Source organism: Pseudomonas sp. NPDC047961 (genome assembly GCF_050272435.1).
Classification (GTDB): Bacteria; Pseudomonadota; Gammaproteobacteria; order Pseudomonadales; family Pseudomonadaceae; genus Stutzerimonas.
Genome location: NZ_JBNNMD010000002.1, coordinates 92,323 through 112,486, shown reverse-complemented (window position 1 = coordinate 112,486; position 20,164 = coordinate 92,323). Strand labels below are relative to the sequence as shown.

Annotated in this window: 20 protein-coding genes; 9 read left to right on the top strand and 11 right to left on the bottom strand. The window is 59.8% G+C overall.

Annotated features, from left to right (window positions below; all coding sequences use genetic code 11):
• The first annotated feature begins 40 nt into the window (after positions 1-40).
• The 5 genes from ACQKIK_RS06845 to tldD all read left to right on the top strand — a co-directional run bounded on the left by ACQKIK_RS06845 (position 41) and on the right by tldD (position 8,364).
• Positions 41-631: a Maf family protein gene (locus tag ACQKIK_RS06845; protein WP_499135318.1), complete on the top strand. Its 591-nt coding sequence runs from the start codon at positions 41-43 to the stop codon at positions 629-631.
• Positions 632-720: 89 nt separating this feature from the next.
• Positions 721-2,178, top strand: coding sequence for a ribonuclease G (gene rng, locus ACQKIK_RS06840; RefSeq protein ID WP_045424684.1), 1,458 nt, complete (start codon positions 721-723; stop codon positions 2,176-2,178).
• Positions 2,179-2,227: 49 nt separating this feature from the next.
• On the top strand, positions 2,228-6,028 hold the full coding sequence (locus ACQKIK_RS06835) for a YhdP family protein (protein ID WP_499135316.1): 3,801 nt from the start codon (positions 2,228-2,230) through the stop codon (positions 6,026-6,028).
• A gap of 45 nt (positions 6,029-6,073) precedes the next feature.
• Complete coding sequence (locus ACQKIK_RS06830; RefSeq protein ID WP_499135314.1) at positions 6,074-6,919, top strand: carbon-nitrogen hydrolase family protein; 846 nt, start codon at positions 6,074-6,076, stop codon at positions 6,917-6,919.
• Positions 6,920-6,921: 2 nt separating this feature from the next.
• Positions 6,922-8,364, top strand: coding sequence for a metalloprotease TldD (gene tldD / locus ACQKIK_RS06825; RefSeq protein ID WP_045424688.1), 1,443 nt, complete (start codon positions 6,922-6,924; stop codon positions 8,362-8,364).
• Between the two features lie 71 nt (positions 8,365-8,435).
• Here the strand turns inward: tldD and yjgA are convergent, their stop codons facing one another.
• Complete coding sequence (yjgA, locus tag ACQKIK_RS06820; protein WP_046163089.1) at positions 8,436-8,957, bottom strand: ribosome biogenesis factor YjgA; 522 nt, start codon at positions 8,955-8,957, stop codon at positions 8,436-8,438.
• Between the two features lie 106 nt (positions 8,958-9,063).
• Here yjgA and pmbA point away from each other — a divergent pair, with 106 nt between their 5' ends.
• On the top strand, positions 9,064-10,410 hold the full coding sequence (pmbA, locus tag ACQKIK_RS06815) for a metalloprotease PmbA (RefSeq protein WP_499135313.1): 1,347 nt from the start codon (positions 9,064-9,066) through the stop codon (positions 10,408-10,410).
• Positions 10,411-10,505: 95 nt separating this feature from the next.
• Here pmbA and ACQKIK_RS06810 read toward each other — a convergent pair whose 3' ends face one another.
• The 10 genes from ACQKIK_RS06810 to ACQKIK_RS06765 all read right to left on the bottom strand — a co-directional run bounded on the left by ACQKIK_RS06810 (position 10,506) and on the right by ACQKIK_RS06765 (position 17,833).
• Entirely contained in the window at positions 10,506-10,778 is a 273-nt protein-coding gene (locus ACQKIK_RS06810; RefSeq protein WP_046163087.1) for an HPr family phosphocarrier protein, read from the bottom strand.
• Between the two features lie 8 nt (positions 10,779-10,786).
• Complete coding sequence (gene rapZ / locus ACQKIK_RS06805) at positions 10,787-11,644, bottom strand: RNase adapter RapZ (RefSeq protein WP_064480521.1); 858 nt, start codon at positions 11,642-11,644, stop codon at positions 10,787-10,789.
• A gap of 330 nt (positions 11,645-11,974) precedes the next feature.
• The gene (gene ptsN, locus ACQKIK_RS06800) at positions 11,975-12,439 is read right to left on the bottom strand and encodes a PTS IIA-like nitrogen regulatory protein PtsN (protein ID WP_499135312.1); all 465 of its coding nucleotides are present in this window, start codon (positions 12,437-12,439) and stop codon (positions 11,975-11,977) included.
• 6 nt (positions 12,440-12,445) lie between these two features.
• Positions 12,446-12,754 carry a ribosome hibernation-promoting factor, HPF/YfiA family gene (hpf, locus tag ACQKIK_RS06795; RefSeq protein ID WP_046163084.1) on the bottom strand — a complete coding sequence of 103 codons (309 nt, stop codon included), beginning with the start codon at positions 12,752-12,754 and terminating at the stop codon, positions 12,446-12,448.
• Between the two features lie 78 nt (positions 12,755-12,832).
• Positions 12,833-14,350: an RNA polymerase factor sigma-54 gene (locus tag ACQKIK_RS06790; protein WP_499135311.1), complete on the bottom strand. Its 1,518-nt coding sequence runs from the start codon at positions 14,348-14,350 to the stop codon at positions 12,833-12,835.
• A gap of 145 nt (positions 14,351-14,495) precedes the next feature.
• A complete protein-coding gene (gene lptB / locus ACQKIK_RS06785) occupies positions 14,496-15,221 on the bottom strand; it encodes an LPS export ABC transporter ATP-binding protein (protein WP_045424713.1) in 726 nt (241 codons plus the stop codon).
• Entirely contained in the window at positions 15,221-15,769 is a 549-nt protein-coding gene (lptA, locus tag ACQKIK_RS06780) for a lipopolysaccharide transport periplasmic protein LptA (RefSeq protein WP_045424716.1), read from the bottom strand. Before lptA ends, lptB begins: the two co-directional genes overlap by 1 nt.
• Entirely contained in the window at positions 15,756-16,328 is a 573-nt protein-coding gene (lptC, locus tag ACQKIK_RS06775; RefSeq protein ID WP_241529111.1) for an LPS export ABC transporter periplasmic protein LptC, read from the bottom strand. The genes lptA and lptC overlap by 14 nt, the downstream gene beginning before the upstream one ends.
• Before the next feature lie 8 nt (positions 16,329-16,336).
• On the bottom strand, positions 16,337-16,858 hold the full coding sequence (locus tag ACQKIK_RS06770; protein ID WP_499135307.1) for a KdsC family phosphatase: 522 nt from the start codon (positions 16,856-16,858) through the stop codon (positions 16,337-16,339).
• Positions 16,859-17,833 carry a KpsF/GutQ family sugar-phosphate isomerase gene (locus ACQKIK_RS06765; protein WP_499135305.1) on the bottom strand — a complete coding sequence of 325 codons (975 nt, stop codon included), beginning with the start codon at positions 17,831-17,833 and terminating at the stop codon, positions 16,859-16,861.
• A gap of 260 nt (positions 17,834-18,093) precedes the next feature.
• Between ACQKIK_RS06765 and ACQKIK_RS06760 the strand changes: the two genes are divergently transcribed.
• The 3 genes from ACQKIK_RS06760 to mlaD are packed head-to-tail and all read left to right on the top strand — an operon-like array spanning position 18,094 to position 20,157.
• Positions 18,094-18,909, top strand: a complete 816-nt coding sequence (locus ACQKIK_RS06760) for an ATP-binding cassette domain-containing protein (protein ID WP_064480516.1) — start codon at positions 18,094-18,096, stop codon at positions 18,907-18,909.
• A complete protein-coding gene (gene mlaE, locus ACQKIK_RS06755) occupies positions 18,902-19,699 on the top strand; it encodes a lipid asymmetry maintenance ABC transporter permease subunit MlaE (protein WP_499135303.1) in 798 nt (265 codons plus the stop codon). Before ACQKIK_RS06760 ends, mlaE begins: the two co-directional genes overlap by 8 nt.
• Positions 19,699-20,157, top strand: coding sequence for an outer membrane lipid asymmetry maintenance protein MlaD (gene mlaD, locus ACQKIK_RS06750; protein WP_499135301.1), 459 nt, complete (start codon positions 19,699-19,701; stop codon positions 20,155-20,157). Before mlaE ends, mlaD begins: the two co-directional genes overlap by 1 nt.
• The last annotated feature ends 7 nt before the right edge of the window (positions 20,158-20,164 follow it).

Genomic DNA, 20,164 nt, shown 5'->3' with positions numbered 1-20,164 from the left:
GATGTGTGAATCTGCTGCGCTCGTCCACCAAGGAGCCGGCATGCCCATTTTGTTTCTTGCCTCCGCGTCGCCACGACGCCGTGAATTGCTGACTCAGATCGGCGTTCCATTCTCCCTTCTTTCCGTTGCTATCGACGAAACGCCCGGCGCGGCGGAAGGGCCTGACGTCTATGTCAAGCGCCTGGCGCGGGAGAAGGCCTTGGCTGGCCTGTCGCTCGTCAGCGATGAGTCGGCTTGCGTGATGGGCGCAGACACGACGGTTGTGCTGGATCAGCAAATTCTGGGCAAGCCAGCCGATAGAGCGGATGCGCTGGCAATGCTGCGCGCCCTCTCTGGGCGTGAGCACGAGGTGATGACGTCCGTTGCATTGGCTAACCGGTCGGGTTGCGAGGTGCGTCTGGTTACCAGTCGGGTGCGCTTCCGTCCGATCAGTGTCGACGAAGCCGAAGCCTACTGGGCCAGCGGCGAGCCGCAGGACAAGGCTGGCAGTTACGCGATTCAGGGCTGGGGTGCGGTCTTCGTAAGCGCGCTGGAAGGCAGCTATTCGGCAGTGGTTGGGCTGCCGTTGTGTGAAACGGCCCAGCTGCTCGACGCGTATGGGCTCCGTTACTGGTGTAAAAGCTCGGTATAGAGCCTGGGGCTTGGCGGCTTATGCCGTTAGAATCGAGCCAACTCGTCAGCTTCGGCTGCTATACCCACCGCCATCGGCCGAGAACAATAATGAGCGAAGAAATCCTGATGAACATCACCCCCATGGAGTCGCGGGTGGCGGTGGTGGAAAACGGTGTCCTGCAGGAAGTGCACGTTGAGCGCACCCAGCGTCGGGGCATCGTCGGCAACATCTACAAAGGCAAGGTGGTGCGGGTCCTGCCCGGCATGCAGGCAGCTTTCGTCGACATCGGGCTGGAACGAGCGGCTTTCATCCATGCCTCGGAGATCTCCAGCCGTGAAGGCAATGCTGTCGAACCGATCAGCGCCTTGGTCCATGATGGGCAGGCTCTGATCGTGCAGGTGACCAAGGACCCGATCGGCACCAAGGGCGCGCGGCTGACGACTCAGTTATCGATACCTTCGCGCTACCTCGTGTACATGCCCAAAACCAGCCATGTCGGGATTTCTCTGCGTATCGAGGATGAAGGCGAGCGCGAACGTCTCAAGCAAGTGGTTGCTGAGTGCGTTGCGGCCGAAGGCATCAAGGAAACCGGTGGCTTCATTCTGCGCACCGCAGCGGAGGGCGCCGGCAGCGATGAGATTCTGATGGACATCCGCTACCTGCGCCGCTTATGGGAGCAAATCGACGGGCAAATGAAAACGGCCGGCGCGCCCTCGGTCATCTACGAGGACTTGTCTCTGGCCATGCGCACGCTGCGTGACCTGGTCAATCCGCGTATCGAGAAGATTCGCATCGACTCGCGGGAAAACTTTCAAAAAGTCAGCCAGTTCGTCGGTGAGCTGATGCCCGAGCTCGGCGAGCATCTTGAGCATTACCCCGGTGAGCGGCCGATCTTCGACCTGTACAGCGTCGAGGACGAGATCCAGAAAGCGCTCGAGCGCAAGGTTATGCTCAAGTCTGGCGGTTATCTGATCATTGATCCGGCCGAAGCGATGACCACCATCGACGTCAACACCGGTGCCTTCGTCGGTCATCGCACCCTCGAAGAAACCATTTTCAAGACCAACCTCGAGTCGGCCACCGCGATTGCACGCCAGCTGCGACTGCGCAACATCGGCGGCATCATCATCATCGATTTCATCGACATGGAAGATGAAGAACACCGGCGCCAGGTATTGCGTACGCTGGAAAAGCAGCTTGAACGCGATCACGCCAAAACCAACATCATCGGCATCACTGAGTTGGGCCTGGTGCAGATGACCCGCAAACGCACCCGCGAAAGCCTCGAGCAGGTGTTGTGCGAGCCCTGTATGTGTTGCCAAGGACGGGGCAAATTGAAAACCCCGGAAACCGTCTGTTACGAGATCTTCCGGGAAATCCTCCGTGAAGCGCGTGCGTACCAGCCTGAAGGCTATAGGGTACTGGCGAATCAGAAGGTCATTGACCGGCTGCTGGACGAGGAGTCGGGCAACGTCGCTGACCTCGAGAGCTTCATCGGCCGCTCGATCAAATTCCAGGTGGAGACCATGTATTCCCAGGAACAGTACGACGTGGTGCTGCTCTGAATAGATGCAAGCCTGGCCGCTCGGGCCTGGGCGTGCGGGGCGTATCCGTATGAGTCGGCTCTTGGCTATCGTGCTGGCCGTTTTGCGCCGCAGCCTCTGGCTGGGTGCAATGGGCCTGATATTGCTTGCGCTCTATGTGAGCCTCGGGAGGCAGTCGGTGCCGCTGGTGGCTGAATATCGCCTTGAGGTTCAGGACAAAGCGCGCGACCTGCTCAATATGCCGGTTACGCTCGGCCAGCTGGAAGGCCGCTGGGAGGGTTTTGCTCCGCAACTGGTGGCCCACAACGTGATTCTCGGTGAGGGCGACGGGGCGGTGCGCCTGGACCGTCTGGCTCTGGTGCCTGACGTTTCGGGCAGTCTTCTGGCGCGACAGCTGAAACTGGATACCGTTGAATTGGCCGGCCTACACCTCGGTCTGGTGCAGACGGCTGAAGGTAAATGGCGTGTCGATGGCCTGCCCGAGCGTGCTGACCAACCGCCTCTGAACCTGTCGAAGTTGATAACTCGATTGCAGAGTATCGGGCATCTTCGATTGCTGGATAGTCAGATTACCGTTGAGGCGCTCGACGAAGCGCCTCTGACGTTGACTTATGCCAATCTCGAATTGCACAGCCTGGGACAGCGTCTAGCGCTGGATGGTCGCCTGTTGCTTCCCGATGGGCAGCCGCTGAGCCTGCATGCCGAGGCGCAGGTGCAGCCGACGGATTGGCTGGCCAGCGACGCTGAGCTTTACCTCAGCTTGCCGCAAAGTGACTGGGCGGCCTGGTTGCCTGCGAGCCTGACTGGAAGCTGGAACCTCAAGCAGCTCCAGGCGGGCGGCGAGGTGTGGCTCGACTGGCGCGAGCGCGGACTTTTTCGAGCAGTTGCTCGGCTGAATGCGCCCGCGGTGCGGTTGGGCCGGCAGCCCGATGGTCCGCTAACGATCGAGGATCTCGTGATAAATGCCTACCTTGACCGAGCGAGCGAGGGCTACCGGCTCCAGCTCGACGGGCTGGCGTTCACCTTCGACGATGATCGTTGGCGGGATACAACACTGGTTGCTCAGCAGAATCTTGCTGAAGAGAGCTGGCGATTGCAGGCTGATCGCATCGCTGTCGCGCCGGTGGCAAAACTGGTTGAGGCGATACTGCCACTGCCCGAGTTGGCCAGCGAGTATCTGCGAGGTCTTGCTCCCAGCGGAACGCTGCGCAATCTGCAAGTCGATTACCGGCCCGCAGCGACCAGTGACGAGCGCCTGGCCTTCACTGCCAACCTCGATGCAGTCAGCATCGCTGCTCATCAGTGGGTGCCGGCTGTGCGCAACGTCAGCGGCGCGGTGCGGGGCAATCTGGGCGGGGGCGAGTTGCGCTTCGACAATCGGGATTTCGCGCTGCATCTGGCTAAACTGTTTCCGCGCCCCTGGGATTATCAACGTGCCCGTGGAAGCCTGCGTTGGACCCTCGACGATCAGGCGTTCACCCTCGCCGCGCCCTACCTGCAGGTGGAAGGCGAGGAGGGCCATATCGCTGGCGATTTCCTCATCCGTCTGATGCGCGATCCAGCGGCTGAGGACTACATGGATTTGCGTGTTGGACTCTCAGATGGGGACGCGCGCTACACGGAGAAGTATTTACCAACACGCTCGCCAGCACTGAGCCCGGCATTGACCGAGTGGCTGAACACCGCGATTCGCGGCGGCACCGTCGAGCAGGGTTATTTTCAGTATCAGGGCTCGCTGAACAAGGACGCTGCGGTTACAGCGCGCAGCCTGAGCCTGTACTTCAAGGTGAAAGATGCCGAGTTAGCGTTCCAGCCGGGCTGGCCGGTGTTGCGTGAAGGTCGCGCAGAGGTGCTCATCGAGAACAGCGGGGTACGCGTGCGCCTGGCCGATGCACGGATGCTCGACAGCCGTGTGCACGACGCGACGGCTGAGATCCTTCGCAACCACGATGCCCAGGCGCCAATGCTGAAAATCAACGGGCAGGTCGACGGCTATGTTCGGGATGCATTGACCCTGATGCAGGTGGCGCCAATCGGCACGAATACATTATTCGCCGGCTGGCACGGCGATGGGCCGTTGAGCGGCACGCTCAGGCTGGGCATTCCTCTAGCCAAAGGCGGGCAACCTCAGGTCGATGCCGAGTTTTCGACGGCCGATGCCTCTCTATACATCGCACAGGCGGATCTGCAAATCGCGGCGCTGGACGGCGCCTTTCGCTACGACAGCGAACGTGGCTTCAGTGCAAAGGCTTTTCAGGGCCGCGCGCTGGGCAGTGCGATCAAGGGGCGGGCATTTGCGTCCGGCGAATCGGGCAGCCCATCCACGCGGATCGAAGCGACTGGGACGGTCGGCGTGTCTCCACTTCTGGCCTGGCGCAACATTGAACAACCCTTGCCTGCCTCAGGGACGCTGCCCCTGCGGCTGAGCCTTTTTCTGAGCAGTACGGACAACCACCTGCAGGTGGACTCTTCTCTGTTGGGTACCACGTTGGCGCTTCCTGTGCCGTTCGGCAAAACGGCCGGGGAGCGGCGCGACACGACGTTACGTATGACTTTCGGTGGTGAGCGGCAGCGCTATACGCTCCGATATGACGCGCTGGCAGCACTGACCTTCGTCGCGCCGAACAACGACTGGCGCGAGGGCGGCGGTGAGTTGGTGCTCGGTGGCGCTGCGGCGAACCTGCGCACCGATGAGGGCTTCTATGTGCGCGGCAGCGTGCCGCGCTTCGATCTGAGCGAGTGGCAGACCTTGCTGGATCAATATGGCGGAGCGGCTACGGCTCCAGGCGGTTCGATGTTACGGCGAGCTCAACTCGAAATCGGTGTCTTTTCTGGACTTGGTGCAGAGGTCGAAAATCTTCACGTCGACCTGCAGCGCCGGCGAGCAGGCTGGCGGCTTGGCTTGCAGAGCGACACGGTGGCGGGGACCGTTCGCTTGCCAGATGCCGAGGGCGAGCCGATCGCGGTTGACCTGTCGCGCTTGCGCTTTCCTGGCGCCGAACCAAAGGACCCTGAGGCGCCGCTTCAGGATCCCCTGGCTGGCGTCGATCCGAAGGCTCTGCCTGCGGTTGATATTGCCGTAGCCGAACTGCTGCGGGGCGATGAGCTGCTGGGGGCGGGCGCATTGAAGATGCGACCCAGCGCAGAGGGGGTCACATTCCTTGACCTCGACCTGAATCTCAGGGGGCTGAAGATCGGTGGTACTGGCGGATGGAACGGTTCGCGGACCTGGTACAAGGGTCGGTTGGAGGGTGGGGATCTTGCCGATGTTTTGCTGGCTTGGGGCTTCGCGCCCTCGACCACCAGCGAGGATTTCCGGCTGGACGTGGATGGCGGCTGGTCCGGCTCACCGGCGGTCTTCGCGCTAAATCGCTTCTCCGGCCGGCTCGACGCTCGGTTACGCAAGGGCCAGCTCCGTGAAGTAGACGGCGGTGCGCAGGCGCTACGGGTATTTGGCTTGCTGAATTTCGATTCGATCGGGCGGCGGCTGCGGCTGGATTTCTCGGACCTGTTCAGCAAGGGCCTGAGCTACGACCGAATCAAGGCCGAGTTGCGTGCGACGAACGGCGTCTACGTGACGACCGAGCCGCTGACAGTCGCAGGGCCCTCCAGCAACCTCGAGCTGGATGGCCGCCTGGATCTGGTCGAGGATCGCATCGACGCCAAGCTGTTGGTGACACTCCCGGTGAGCAACAACTTACCGTTGGCTGCGCTGATTGTCGGCGCACCGGCCATCGGTGGCGCCCTGTTCGTCGTCGATAAATTGCTGGGCGACAAGGTCGCACGCTTTGCGACGGTTCAATACAGCGTCGAGGGGCCTTGGCAGGCACCGAAAATCAGTTTTGATAAGCCCTTCGAAAAGCCCAACTGATCCGCGTGCCGACAGATGGAGGCGTGCTGCAGAGAGAGTCCCAATATGACCCTAGCGGTTATCCAGATGGCCAGCCAGGCCGACATCCGGGCGAACCTCGCCAACGCCAGACGGCTGCTGGAACGGGCCGCTGAGGCGGGCGCACAGCTTGCGGTGCTGCCAGAGAACTTCGCAGCTATGGGCCGCACCGATCTGCCGGCGGTCGGGCGTGCTGAAGCTGAAGGGGGCGGGCCGATACTGCCCTGGTTGAAACGGACTGCCATCGACCTCAGGTTATGGATAGTCGCCGGTACGCTACCGCTGCCGGCGGATGGCCAGCCGCTGTCCAAGGTTCGGGCGTGCTCGCTGCTAGTGGATGATCAGGGGCAGCGAGTAGCACGCTACGACAAGTTGCATCTGTTCGATGCGCAAGTCAGCGATGCGCGTGGCCGCTATCAGGAGTCGAATGACTATGCGGCGGGCGACCGCTTGGTGGTGGTCAACACACCGGTTGGTCGGCTGGGCATGAGTGTCTGTTACGACCTGCGATTCGCTGAGTTGTACACGGCTCTGCGCCTGGCTGGAGCCGAGCTGATCAGTGTTCCGTCGGCATTTACTGAAGTGACCGGCCAGGCGCATTGGGAGATGTTGTTGCGCGCGCGGGCCATCGAGACGCAATGCTATATGCTGGCGGCAGCGCAGGGTGGCGAACACCCAGGCGGGCGGTTGACCCACGGCCATTCATCTATTGTTGATTACTGGGGGCGCGTGATGCGCGAGCAAACCACCGGCGAGGCTGCTTTGGTCGTTGGTCGAGACGCGGCTGGTCAGGCCGAGACGCGCCAACGTATGCCGGTGCTGGATCATCGTCGTTTTTCCGCGCCCCGTATCGTTTCGGGGACATTGGAGTAGATATGAGTGAACTGTTGTTACCTGTCACCGAGCGTTTGCTAACCCCGGGCGGGTTGGGCCTCGATGACTTGCCTGAGTTGCTTGGCGAGTTGGCGGGCCCCGGGATCGACGCCGCCGACCTTTATTTTCAAGATCAGGTGACCGAGTCCTGGGTGTTGGAAGATGGGATCGTCAAGGAAGGCGGTTTCCATCTGGAGCAAGGCGTAGGTGTCCGCGCGCTGTCCGGTGAAAAGACCGGCTTCGCCTACAGCAATGCGATCACTGCCGAGGCGCTACGCCAGGCCGCCGAAGCGGCTCGTTCGATTGCCAGAAACGGTCAGCAGGGGCGTGTCAAAGTGCTGTCCAAAGCAGCTTTTTCGCCGCTGTACGGTCAGGACAATCCGCTGGACGGGCTCGGTCGAGCAGAAAAGGTCGAGCTGCTCAAGCGTATCGATGTCGCCACACGGGCGCTGGATCCGCGTATCAAGCAAGTCACCGTAAGCCTGGCGGGCGTATGGGAACACATTCTGGTGGCTGGCCTGGATGGCGGAATGGCGGCCGACATACGTCCGTTGGTGCGCTTCAACGTCAGCGTTATCGTCGAGCAGAACGGACGTCGTGAGCGCGGTGGCCAGGGGGGCGGCGGACGTACCGGCTACGAATATTTTCTCAGCGAGGACCGGGCAATGGGCTATGCCCGCGAGGCGTTGCGTCAAGCGCTGGTGAATCTGGATGCCGTTGCCGCACCCGCCGGGACGCTCCCGGTAGTGTTGGCGCCGGGCTGGTCCGGCGTATTACTGCACGAGGCAGTCGGGCATGGCCTGGAAGGCGACTTCAATCGCAAGGGTAGCTCGGCCTACAGCGGACGGATAGGTCAGCAGGTCGCCTCCAAGCTGTGCACCATCGTCGATGACGGCACACTGGCCAATCGGCGTGGCTCATTGAGCGTTGATGACGAAGGCACGCCAACGCAGTGCACTACGCTGATCGAGAACGGAATACTCAAGGGCTACATTCAGGACAAGCTCAACGCACGCTTGATGGGGGTTGCACCCACCGGCAACGGACGGCGCGAATCCTATGCTCACCTGCCAATGCCGCGGATGACCAATACCTACATGTTGGCGGGCGAAAGCGACCCCGAGGAAATCATTCGCTCGGTAAAGAAGGGTATCTACTGCGCGAGCCTCGGTGGCGGGCAGGTGGACATCACCAGCGGTAAGTTCGTGTTCTCGACCAGCGAGGCGTATCTGATCGAGGACGGCAAGATTACCGCGCCAGTGAAGGGGGCGACCCTGATCGGTAACGGGCCGGAGGTGATGAATAGAGTGTCGATGGTGGGTACCGATCTGGCCCTGGACAGCGGCGTCGGTACCTGCGGAAAGGACGGCCAGTCGGTACCGGTCGGCGTAGGTCAGCCGACCGTGAAAATCGACGGGATTACGGTCGGAGGAACCGGGGCCTGAAAGGCAGCCGCAGGCTAAAGACCTGCGGCGCCGCGGTGCTTACGGATCGGGGCTTGCGGCCTGCTGCTGGTTTAACGCAATCCCCGTTGGGTTTCGTCCAGCTCGCGGATGTACTTGAAGATCTTGCGGCTGGCGGCCGGCGGCTTGTCCCGCGCAGCTTCGTGTTGGGCATGGCGGATCAGGCCGCGCAGGTGCTGACGGTCTGTTTCGGGATATTCGATGATGAAGGCTTCGAGTGTCTCGTCATTGCCAGCGATCAAACGGTCGCGCCAGCGCTCAAGGGCGTGGAAGCGTTCGTTGTACTGGCGGGTTGAGGCATCGAGCTGGTCGACCAGGGCGAGGATGGCATCGACATCCTGATCACGCATCAGTTTGCCGATGTATTGCAGGTGGCGTTTGCGCGCGATATGCGCAGTGTGTTTCGGTGCGTCAGCAAGCGCCTTGCGCAGTGCATCGGTAAGTGGCAGGCGGTCTAGCACATCGGGTTTTAGGGTAGCGAGGCGTTCACCCAGATCCTGGAGAGCATGCAGTTCGCGCTTGACCTGGGTTTTGCTTTTTTCCTCGAAACCGTCGAGATCGGAAATATCAGACATGGGGCTGGTCCAGTAGGTAATGCCGCCATGATAACAGTAGCCTAGCGACGGAGCTCAGCCGAGCACCGCTGGCTGCAACTTGATCGAATCAGTTGTTGGAGTATGTATGAGTGAAGTCGAGGGGATCGGTCCGCATGCGTTGCCAGGCTTGCGCGAAAAGGTCGCGAAGATCTTAGAGGAGGCCAGCCGACAGGGTGCCAGTGCCTGCGAAGTCTCCGTCTCGATGGAGCAGGGCCTGTCCACAACGGTCCGCCAGCGGGAAGTGGAAACGGTCGAATTCAACCGCGATCAGGGCTTCGGTATCACGCTTTACGTCGGCCAGCGCAAAGGCTCGGCGAGCACGACTGGCAGCGGCGACGAAGCGGTCCGCGAAACCGTAGCGGCTGCTTTGGCGATCGCCAAACACGCGTCTGCCGACGAGTTTGCCGGGCTTGCTGATCCGGCGTTGATGGCGAAGGACGTGCCGGACCTGGATCTCTATCATCCTTGGGGGATCTCCCCTGACGAAGCCATCGAGCTGGCGCTCAGTTGCGAGGCGGCGGCTTTCGCCACGGACAAACGCATTCTCAACGCCGACGGCACCAGCCTGAGTACCCACCAGGGGTGCCGCGGTTATGGCAACAGCAATGGTTTCATCGGTGCTTACTGCAGTTCTCGTCACAGCCTCAGCAGCGTGATGATTGCCGAAGCCGACGGGCAGATGCAGCGGGATTATCACTACGATGTCTCGCGTGTTGCAGCCGACCTGGCTCCTGCTGAGTCGATTGGCCGGCGTGCCGCCGAGCGTGCCGTTCGCCGACTGGGTGCGCGCCCTGTACCGACCTGCGATGTGCCAGTGCTGTTTTCTGCGGACCTCGCGACGGGGCTATTTGGACATTTTCTCGCGGCGATCTCCGGTGGAAATCTCTATCGAAACTCGTCCTATCTGGAAGGCGCACTGGGGCAGACGCTGTTTCCGGAATGGCTAAATCTCGATGAACGTCCGCATCTGCCTCGCGGGCTGGCCAGTTCGGCTTATGACGGCGATGGCCTGGCGACCTATGCCAAGCCGTTCGTCGAGAATGGCAAACTGGTCTCTTATGTGCTTGGCACCTATTCCGGGCGCAAGCTGGGCATGCCCAGCACTGCCAATGCGGGTGGGGTACACAACCTCTTCGTCACCCAAGGTGATGAAGACCAGGCCGCATTGATCCGCCGTATGGGGCGCGGGCTATTGGTCACCGAACTGATGGGGCAGGGCTTGAACCTGGTGACTGGTGACTATTCGCGCGGCGCCGGGGGTTATTGGGTCGAGAACGGCGAGATTCAGTTTCCGGTGCAGGAGGTCACCATCGCGGGAAACCTGCGGGACATGTTCCGGCAGATCGTTGCGGTTGGCTGTGATGTCGAGTCGCGCAGCAGCATTCACACTGGGTCGGTGCTGATCGAGCGCATGAAGGTGGCGGGTCAGTAGGTAATCAGTAGCAAGCAAAGCGAAAAGATAACGTACAGGGAAACACTTGGCGTTATCTGGACTGAAGCCCCTTTTTCGGCCGCGCTTGCCGCTTGCTATTCGCCTTCTTCGAAATAGTCTTCGATCAGGGCGATCAGCGCCTGGAGCGCTTCATGCTCCTGCTCGCCCTCTGTCTGCATGTGCAAACGGGTGCCTTTGCTGGCAGCGAGCATCATCACCGCCATGATGCTTTTGCCATCTATGAGGCTGGACGGGCAGCGCCCCAACCGGATGTCGCAAGGGAAGCGATTAGCGACTCCGACAAACTTGGCAGCTGCCCGGGCATGCAGACCGAGCTTGTTGATGATGGTGATTTCGCACGACGGCATGTGTATTCCTAAGCCAGGTCGCGGTGGCGGACCTGGACGTTCTTTAGAGGTGCGCGCAGCGCATGACCGAGCCGCTCGGCCAGATAGACCGAGCGGTGGTGTCCACCGGTGCAGCCAATGGCGACCGTGACATAGGCGCGGTTGCTGGCGGCGAAGCGGGGAAGCCATTTGCTCAAGTAGGCCAGGATGTCTTGGAACATTTCCTCGACGTCCGTTTGTGCAGCGAGATAATCGACAACAGGCTGATCCAGTCCGGAGAAATCGCGGAGATCGGCCTTCCAGTAGGGATTGGGCAGGCAGCGCACATCGAATACCAGATCGGCGTCCACCGGCATACCACGTTTAAAGCCAAAGGACTCGAAGAGAAAAGCCGTACCCGGCTCTGGCTTGTCCAGCAAGCGCAGCTTCAGCGTGTCTCGTAGCTGATAAAGATTCAGGTGTGTGGTGTCGATCTTCAGGTCGGCGTGATCGATGATAGGCGCCAGAAGCAGTTCTTCGTCACGGATGGCTTCGGCCAGGGAGCGGTTCTGGTTGGTCAGCGGATGCCGCCTACGGGTCTCCGAAAAGCGCTTAAGCAATGTCTCGTCGGCGGCATCGAGATACAGTACATCGCACTGGATATATCGGGCACGGACATCTTCTAGCAGCTCGGGAAAGCGTTTTAGTTGACTCGGCAGGTTGCGCGCATCGATAGATACCGCGACTTGTGGCTGCAGCAGCTCTGTGTGCAACAGTGCCCTTTCTGCCAGCTCTGGCAGAAGGCCGGCGGGAAGGTTGTCGATACAGTAGAAACCATTGTCTTCAAGGACATTTAGCGCAGTGCTCTTGCCCGATCCAGAGCGCCCACTGACGATGATTAACCGCATCGAGCTGTTCCATTCAGCAGGCCTTGGCCTTGAAAAGCTTTTATCGCGTCGGGCCGGCAGGGTGTGTTTTGGCAGATAAGGGGCACGTTTCTTTCCTCACTCAGCGTAGGGCGACAGAGCATTGCTCTGTCCTAGCAGGCTGTTGGAAAACCACTCGAGCAGACATGTCTCGTTAAAACAGCCACGGCCGCGACCCCAGTCAGAACGCATCTTTAGCCAATCAAGGTGCGTTTTTTCGGTCTGTTAACCTCGGTCCAGCCTTCGGCTTTGTTTCACGGAACCCGGCGGTTGGGCTTGCCAACCACCGCTTATGTTGTACCGGGCGGCCAACTAACGACCGTTCTGAATATCCACCACAGCCTGATACAGTTGCTGGCCCGACGTGGTCCCGCGCAGCCGTTCACGGACCTCTTCGCGATCCAGCATGCTGGCAATCTGGCGAAGCAGCTCCAGATGTTCATCGGTGGCTGCTTCTGGCACCAGCAGTACGAACAATAGATCGACGGGAGCGCCGTCGATTGCATCGAAATCTACTGGCGTATTGAGCCTCAGCACTGCACTGAGCGGCGAAGTGCAGCCGGGCATACGGCAGTGCGGGATCGCAATGCCATTGCCGAACCCGGTTGAGCCAAGCTTTTCGCGGGCGATGAAGCTTTCAAAGATCGCTTGGCTATCAAGATCTGGCAGATCCCCACCAAGCACCTTGGCGATCTGCTCCAGGACGCGCTTCTTGCTGCCGCCCGGTACGCCCACTAGGGCGCGGCCGGGGGTTAGGATATTTTCGATTCGGATCATGATGGGTTAGCGAGCCAGGGCGCCCTGATGGTGGTCGAGCTGTTTTTCTTTGTGTTTGATGAGCTGCCGGTCGAGCTTGTCCGCAAGCAGATCGATCGCGGCGTACATGTCACTGTGCTCGGCGTTGGCAACAACTTCGCGGCCAGCTACATGCAACGTCGCTTCGGCCTTTTGCCTCAGCTTCTCGACTTGAAGAATGACTTGAATGGCAATGATGCGATCGAAATGCCGTTCTAACCGCTCGAATTTCTCCTCGACGTAGTCACGCAGGGGTTCTGTGATTTCCAGGTGAAGGCCAGTGATGTTGACTTGCATACTGCATCTCCTTTTTGCCACATGCGGATTGGTGGGCAGCAAGCCCGCCATCGGAAGAATTCGACCAGTGCTCTGGCGTTACATCAGCCGCTTGCGCTCGCTGGATGGCGCGATACCGAGTGACTCGCGGTACTTTGCGACGGTGCGGCGTGCGACCTGAATCCCCTGTTCTTCCAGTAGACCAGCGATCTTGCTGTCGCTCAATGGCTTTTTCTGGTTTTCCGCAGCCACCAGTTTCTTGATGATTGCGCGGATGGCGGTAGACGAGCACTCGCCGCCTTCGGCAGTGCTCACATGGCTCGAAAAGAAGTACTTGAGTTCGTAGATGCCGCGGGGCGTGTGCATGAACTTTTGCGTCGTGACACGCGAAATGGTCGACTCATGCATGCCCACCGCTTCGGCGATGTCGTGCAGAACTAGCGGCTTCATGGCCTCGTCGCCGTGCTCGAAAAAGCCCCGCTGATGTTCGACGATCTGGGTTGCCACCTTCATCAGCGTTTCGTTGCGGCTGAGCAGGCTTTTGATGAACCAGCGTGCTTCTTGCAACTGGTTTCGCATGAAGGTGTTATCCGCGCTGGAGTCCGCACGTTTGACGAACCCGGCGTATTGCGCGTTTACCCTCAGGCGCGGCATTGCCTCCTGATTTAGTTCCACCAGCCAGCGGCCATTGTGCTTGCGCACGATCACGTCAGGCACCACATATTCGGGCTCGCCCGCTTCGATCTGCGAGCCGGGGCGTGGATTGAGCGTTTGGATCAAGTCGATGATCTGCCGCAGTTCGTCTTCTTTGAGCTTCATCCTGCGCATCAGCAAGCTGTAATCGCGCCCGCCAAGAATATCCAGGTGATCGCTCACCAGGCGGATGGCCTCACTCAGCCACTCGGTGCGTTCGGGCAGTTGACGAAGCTGCAACAACAAGCATTCGCGTAGATCCCGTGCACCGATACCTGCGGGCTCGAACTGTTGGATGCGGCGCAGAACCACTTCGATCTCATCGAGTTCGATTTCAAGTTCTGGATCGAAGGATTCGAGGACTTCTTCAAGCGTTTCGTCGAGATAACCCTGTGGATTGATGCAATCGATCAGGGTGGCCGCGATGAGACGGTCGGTATCGCTCATCGGGGCGAGGTTGAGTTGCCAAAGCAGGTGGCTTTGCAGGCTTTCGCCGCTGGACGTGCGGCTGGTGAAATCCCACTCATCGTCATCGCTGCTCGGCAAGCTGCTGGCGCTGGTCTGATAGATGTCTTCCCAAGCGGTGTCTACCGGCAGCTCATTGGGGATGCGGTCGCCCCAGTCGCCTTCTTCGAGGTTCTCAACGGTATTGATGGGCTCGTCATAGCGATTGTCCGGCTCGCTCTGCTCGGGCGAGTCGGCTGAAGGGCTTTCGCTTTTCTTTTCGATCGACTCGGCCATCGGATCGGAGTTGTCGAAATCATCCCCGTCTTCTTCGCGCTCGAGCATGGGATTGGAATCCAGCGCCTCCTGAATCTCTTGTTGGAGATCTAGCGTGGATAGCTGGAGCAATCGTATGGCTTGTTGCAGCTGCGGTGTCATCGTCAGCTGCTGGCCCATCTTCAGGACTAGCGATGGTTTCATGGCAGAGGACTTCGAACCTTTTTTGCCGGCGCAACCGCGCCTGTTCCGATTTCGCTGGCGCCGCGCGCCCGTGTAAGCAAATTATATGCCTGCCAATGAAGCCTTTGCCTAGCCCTGTAGGTTCGTCCGGGCAGAAAAAACAACTTCAAAGTCGGAATTCGTGCCCCAGATAGACTTCCTTGACCAGCTGGTTGGCCAGGATGGTCTCTGCGTCGCCCTCGGCGATCAGTTGACCGTCATTAACGATGTAAGCGGTTTCGCAGATATCCAGCGTTTCGCGGACGTTGTGATCGGTGATCAGTACGCCGATGCCCTTGGCCTTCAGGTGATGAATGATCTGCTTGATGTCGCCGACCGAGATCGGGTCGACGCCAGCGAAGGGTTCGTCAAGAAGAATGAACTTGGGTGCCGTGGCCAGGGCGCGGGCTATCTCGACGCGGCGTCGTTCGCCACCGGACAGGCTCATGCCGAGGCTGTCGCGGATGTGGTGAATGTGAAACTCCTGCAGCAGGCCTTCTAAGGCTTGTTGCCGACCGCTGCGATCAAGGTCCTTGCGCGTTTCCAGAATCGCCATAATGTTGTCGGCTACCGACAGCTTGCGAAAGATCGAGGCTTCCTGCGGCAGATAGCCAATACCGGCTCGGGCTCGGCCGTGCATGGGGAGGTGCGTCACGTCCTGGTCGTCGATCAAGACCCGGCCCTGATCCGCTTTTACCAAACCGACAATCATGTAGAAGCAGGTGGTCTTGCCGGCACCATTTGGGCCCAGCAGGCCAACGATCTGTCCGCTTTCGATGGACAGACTGACATCACGCACGACCTGACGACTCTTATAGCTCTTTGCTAAATGCTGGGCCTTGAGAATTGCCATTACTCGGTCTGCTCCGTTGCCGGCTGATCTTTGTTACGCGGCTGGATGACCATGTCCACACGAGGGCGTGGCGTGGTGACGTCGGTATTGGTGGCGCGACCAGCATTGACGATCTGCCGCTGGGTGTCATAGACGATCTTTTCGCCTTCGAAAGTGTTGCCTTCCTGTACGACCTTGGCCTGGTCGATCAACACGATCCTTTCGTTCGCGGCGAAATACTGGATGGTTAGCCCGTACGCCTTGACGATTTCCTTGTCTACCGCTGGTTTTTGCTCGTAGTAGGCCGGCTTGCCGATGGCGGTGAAAACCTCGACATCACCGTTTTCGTCCTGGGTGATGGTGACCGTGTCGCCGGTAATTTTCATGGTGCCCTGGGTGATGACCACATCGCCGCGATAAACGGCGACGCCCTGTCGGTCGTCCAATTCGGCGGTGTCGGCCTGTACACGGATAGGCTGGTTGCGGTCCTCTGGGAGCGCATGGGCGTTCGAACCGAGCAGGAAGATAGTCAAACCGATCAAAAGGGGGAGGGTCTTAACGCAGCTCATGCTGGCCTCTTACGTTGGATAGCAGGAGCATCCTGCCTTCATCTAGATACGCTTTCATGCCCGTAGCGGTCGTTACACCGTTTGCGGCGACGATTCTAACGGGTTGGCGGGTCTCGGCATAATCCTTCTCGGGGAGCACCGTCATCCTGCTGGTGGTAATGATCGTCGGACGGCCCTTGGCGTCATTGCGTTCGATCCTGACGTTATCGATCAGCTCGACTTCCTCGCCTTGCGGGCCCACTTCGCCGCGCTCGCTGGTGACATGCCACGGCAGCTCGGAACCTCGAAAGGAACGAAGGTCGGGGCGGGTCAGCAAGCTGATATCGCTGGCCTTGATATGCTCCACCTTTTCGGCAGTCAGCTCATAGTTGCGCTTGCCGTCCGGCTGGTATTGCACGGTACGGGAGTTGGTGACGTAGAAGTCGATGGGCGACTCTTTGCCAAGGGTCGCTGGTGCGTCCTGCATGAAGCTCTCGGGGCGAATGTTCCAGTAGCCAATCGCGATCAGAAGCAGAGCGATCAATAGCAGAATGACGGGGAAGCGGAGTCTGCTTAGCATGGGTGCCTCTAGAGGTAAGCGGTCTGAGCGGCGTCGAGGCTGCCCTGGGCCCGCATGATCAGTTCGCAGAATTCTCGCGCCGCGCCCTCGCCACCACGGGCGGTGGTGACGCCGTGAGCATGCTGACGAACGAACGCGTCGGCACTGGCGACCGCCATGCCAAGGCCTACCCGGCGAATCACTGGCAGGTCTGGCAGGTCATCGCCGAGATAGGCGACCTCGGCGTAGCCCAGGCCGAGTTCGCCGAGCAATTCATCGAGCACCACGAGCTTGTCCTCACGCCCCTGATAAAGGTGCTGGATGCCCAGGTTTTTCGCCCTGCGTTCAACCACCGGCGTCTTGCGGCCGCTGATGATCGCGGTGTGTACGCCGGAATTGATCAGCATCTTGATGCCGTGGCCGTCCAGGGTATTGAAGGTCTTGAATTCGCTGCCGTCGACAAGAAAGTACAGCTTGCCGTCCGTTAGCACGCCGTCCACATCGAATATGGCCAGGCGAATGTCGCGGGCACGTCGTAACAAGTCGTTCACTTACATCACTCCTGCGCGCAACAGATCGTGCATGTTCAACGCGCCGATCGGTCGGTCGTTTTCATCAACCACCACGAGCGCGTTGATCTTGTTGTCTTCCATGATTTTCAGTGCTTCGGCCGCAAGCATGTCGGCGTGAGCGGTCTTACCGTGCAGTGTCATGACCTGATCGATGCTGGCCTGGCGAACATCGATGCCCTTGTCCAGCGTGCGACGCAAGTCGCCGTCAGTGAATATCCCCGCCAGGCGACCGTCTGCCTCTACCACGGCTGTCATCCCAAGTCCTTTCTGGGTCATTTCCAGCAGGGCCTCGCGGAGGGGTGTGCCACGATTGATCAGCGGCAGGCGATCACCGGCGTGCATCACATGCTCGACCTTCAGCAGTAGGCGTCTGCCCAAAGCGCCGCCCGGATGTGAGAAGGCGAAATCCTCGGCAGTAAAGCCGCGCGCTTCCAGCAGCGCAATCGCCAGCGCGTCACCCAATACCAGGCTGACGGTCGTCGATGAAGTCGGTGCCAGGTTCAGGGGGCAGGCCTCGATGGCGACGCTCGCGTCGATGTTGACCTCCGCCGCCTTTGCGAGCACTGACTCGGGATTCCCCGTCATGCTGATCAGGGTAATGCCGAGGCGCTTGATCAGTGGCAGCAAGGTGACGATCTCGCTGGTGGTTCCCGAATTGGAAAGCGCCAGCACCACGTCATCATGCGTGATCATTCCCATGTCGCCATGGCTGGCCTCGGCCGGATGGACGAAGAACGCCGTGGTGCCGGTGCTGGCGAGCGTGGCGGCGATCTTGTTACCGATGTGCCCGGACTTACCCATGCCGACGACGACGACTCGGCCCTTACTCCGAAGGATCAGTTCGCAGGCTTTGACGAAATGCTCATCGATGCGTGTGCTGAGCTGTTCCACCGCCTCCATTTCCATGCGGATGGTGCGCTGGGCAGTCTCGATCAACTGGCTGCTCTGGCTCATGTCTGGGTCATCGCCTGAATGAAAACGCGGGATTATAGCGGTAAACCGGACGCCGCTCACTGAAAAGCGTGGCGCGGATCGTCGCGTTTGAAGCTGAACCCAGGCTGAACGAATGTGCGCTCGTTCATGCAACGATACAGAGACCAGCTTGGGGCGCCCATGGCGCGGTGCTATAGTTCGCGCCGCCAAAAACGGCTCTGCGAAGTATCTCCTAAAGAACGGGGGGCGTCTGATTCGCAAGCTGTATCCGAGGAGATCCGATGAGCGCCGCCAACGCTAACGCCGTCGAGCTGAAGGGTGTGACCTTCAAGCGCGGTGAGCGGAGCATTTTCAACAACATCGACATTGTCATTCCCCGCGGCAAGGTGACGGCCATCATGGGCCCTTCCGGCTGTGGCAAGACGACTTTGCTGCGCCTGATCGCCGCCCAACTCAAACCGACCCACGGTGAAGTATGGGTGTCTGGAACTAATTTGCCGACGCTGTCGCGTCGCGAGTTGTTCGACATGCGCAAGCAGATGGGCGTGCTGTTCCAGAGCGGCGCCTTGTTCACGGACCTTGATGTGTTCGAGAACGTCGCCTTCCCGCTACGCGTTCACACTAAGCTGCCCGAAGAGATGATTCGCGACATCGTGCTGATGAAACTGCAGGCGGTTGGCTTGCGTGGGGCCGTCGAACTGATGCCAGAAGAGCTGTCTGGAGGAATGAAACGGCGGGTGGCGCTGGCGCGTGCGATCGCGCTCGACCCGCAGATCCTGATGTACGACGAGCCGTTCGCGGGTCAGGACCCCATTGCAATGGGCGTTCTGGTACAGCTGATTCGATTGCTAACCGACGCGCTGGGAATCACCAGTATCGTCGTTTCCCACGACCTGGCTGAAACCGCGAGCATCGCTGACTACATCTATGTGGTGGGCGACGCCCAGGTATTGGGGCAGGGGACGCCAGCGGAACTTCATGAATCGACCAATCCGCGGATTCGGCAATTCATGAAAGGGGCCGCGGATGGTCCGGTACCGTTCCATTTTCCGGCGCCGGCCTATGCCGAGGATCTTTTGCGAGGCTCAGATGCGTAAGCGTTCTTTGATCGAGCGTGTCCGCCTGGTAGGTGAGGCTGGAATGAACGTAGTCGCGGCTCAGGGGCGCGCGACGCTGTTTCTTTTTCACGCATTGTTCGGCCCCAGCGGGCTGGACGGTCGATTCTCTCTACTGATCAGGCAGTTGTATTCGGTTGGCGTGCTGTCTCTCGCGATCGTAGTGGTATCGGGAGTATTCATCGGCATGGTGCTTGCGCTTCAGGGCTATAGCATTCTCAGCAGCTACGGCTCCGAGCAGGCTGTGGGGCAGATGGTGGCGCTGACACTGTTGCGCGAATTGGGACCAGTGGTCACAGCATTGCTGTTTGCCGGTCGTGCGGGCTCGGCGCTGGCGGCCGAGATCGGCAACATGAAGTCCACCGAGCAGCTGTCCAGCTTGGAGATGATCGGTGTCGACCCGTTGAAGTACATCGTTGCGCCGCGGTTATGGGCCGGCTTCATATCGCTTCCATTGCTCACCGTAATCTTCAACGTCGTCGGGATCTGGGGTGGCGCCATGGTTGCGGTGGACTGGCTCGGCGTCTATGAAGGCTCGTTCTGGGCCAACATGCAGAACAGTGTCACCTTCTCTACCGACGTGTTGAACGGCGTCATCAAAAGCATGGTGTTTGCCGTCGTGGTGACCTGGATCGCGGTATTTCAGGGCTACGACTGCGAACCGACGTCCGAAGGGATCAGTCGCGCCACCACCCGAACCGTGGTTTACGCCTCGTTGGCAGTACTCGGTCTCGACTTTATTCTGACCGCCTTGATGTTTGGAGATTTCTGATGCGTATCCGCACCCTGGAAATAGGTGTTGGTCTGTTTCTGCTGGCGGGCGTTCTGGCCTTGCTGCTGCTTTCGCTGCGGGTCAGCGGTCTGAACGTCGCCAGTACCGATACCTACAAGCTGTACGCCTATTTCGACAATATTGCCGGTTTGAGTGTCCGATCCAAGGTCACCATGGCTGGTGTGACCATCGGCAAGGTGACGGCGATCGATCTGGATCGCGAAAGCTATACCGGCCGTGTCACCCTGGAAGTTCAGAAAGACGTCGACATCCTGCCGACCGACTCCACCGCTTCTATCCTGACTGCCGGGTTGCTCGGCGAGAAATACATTGGCATCAGCGTCGGTGGCGAAGAGCAAACACTCGGCGACGGCGACACGATCCGCGATACCCAGTCGTCGTTGGTGCTGGAAGAGCTGATCGGCAAGTTTCTACTCAATTCGGTTAATAGAGAGTGAGGTGCAA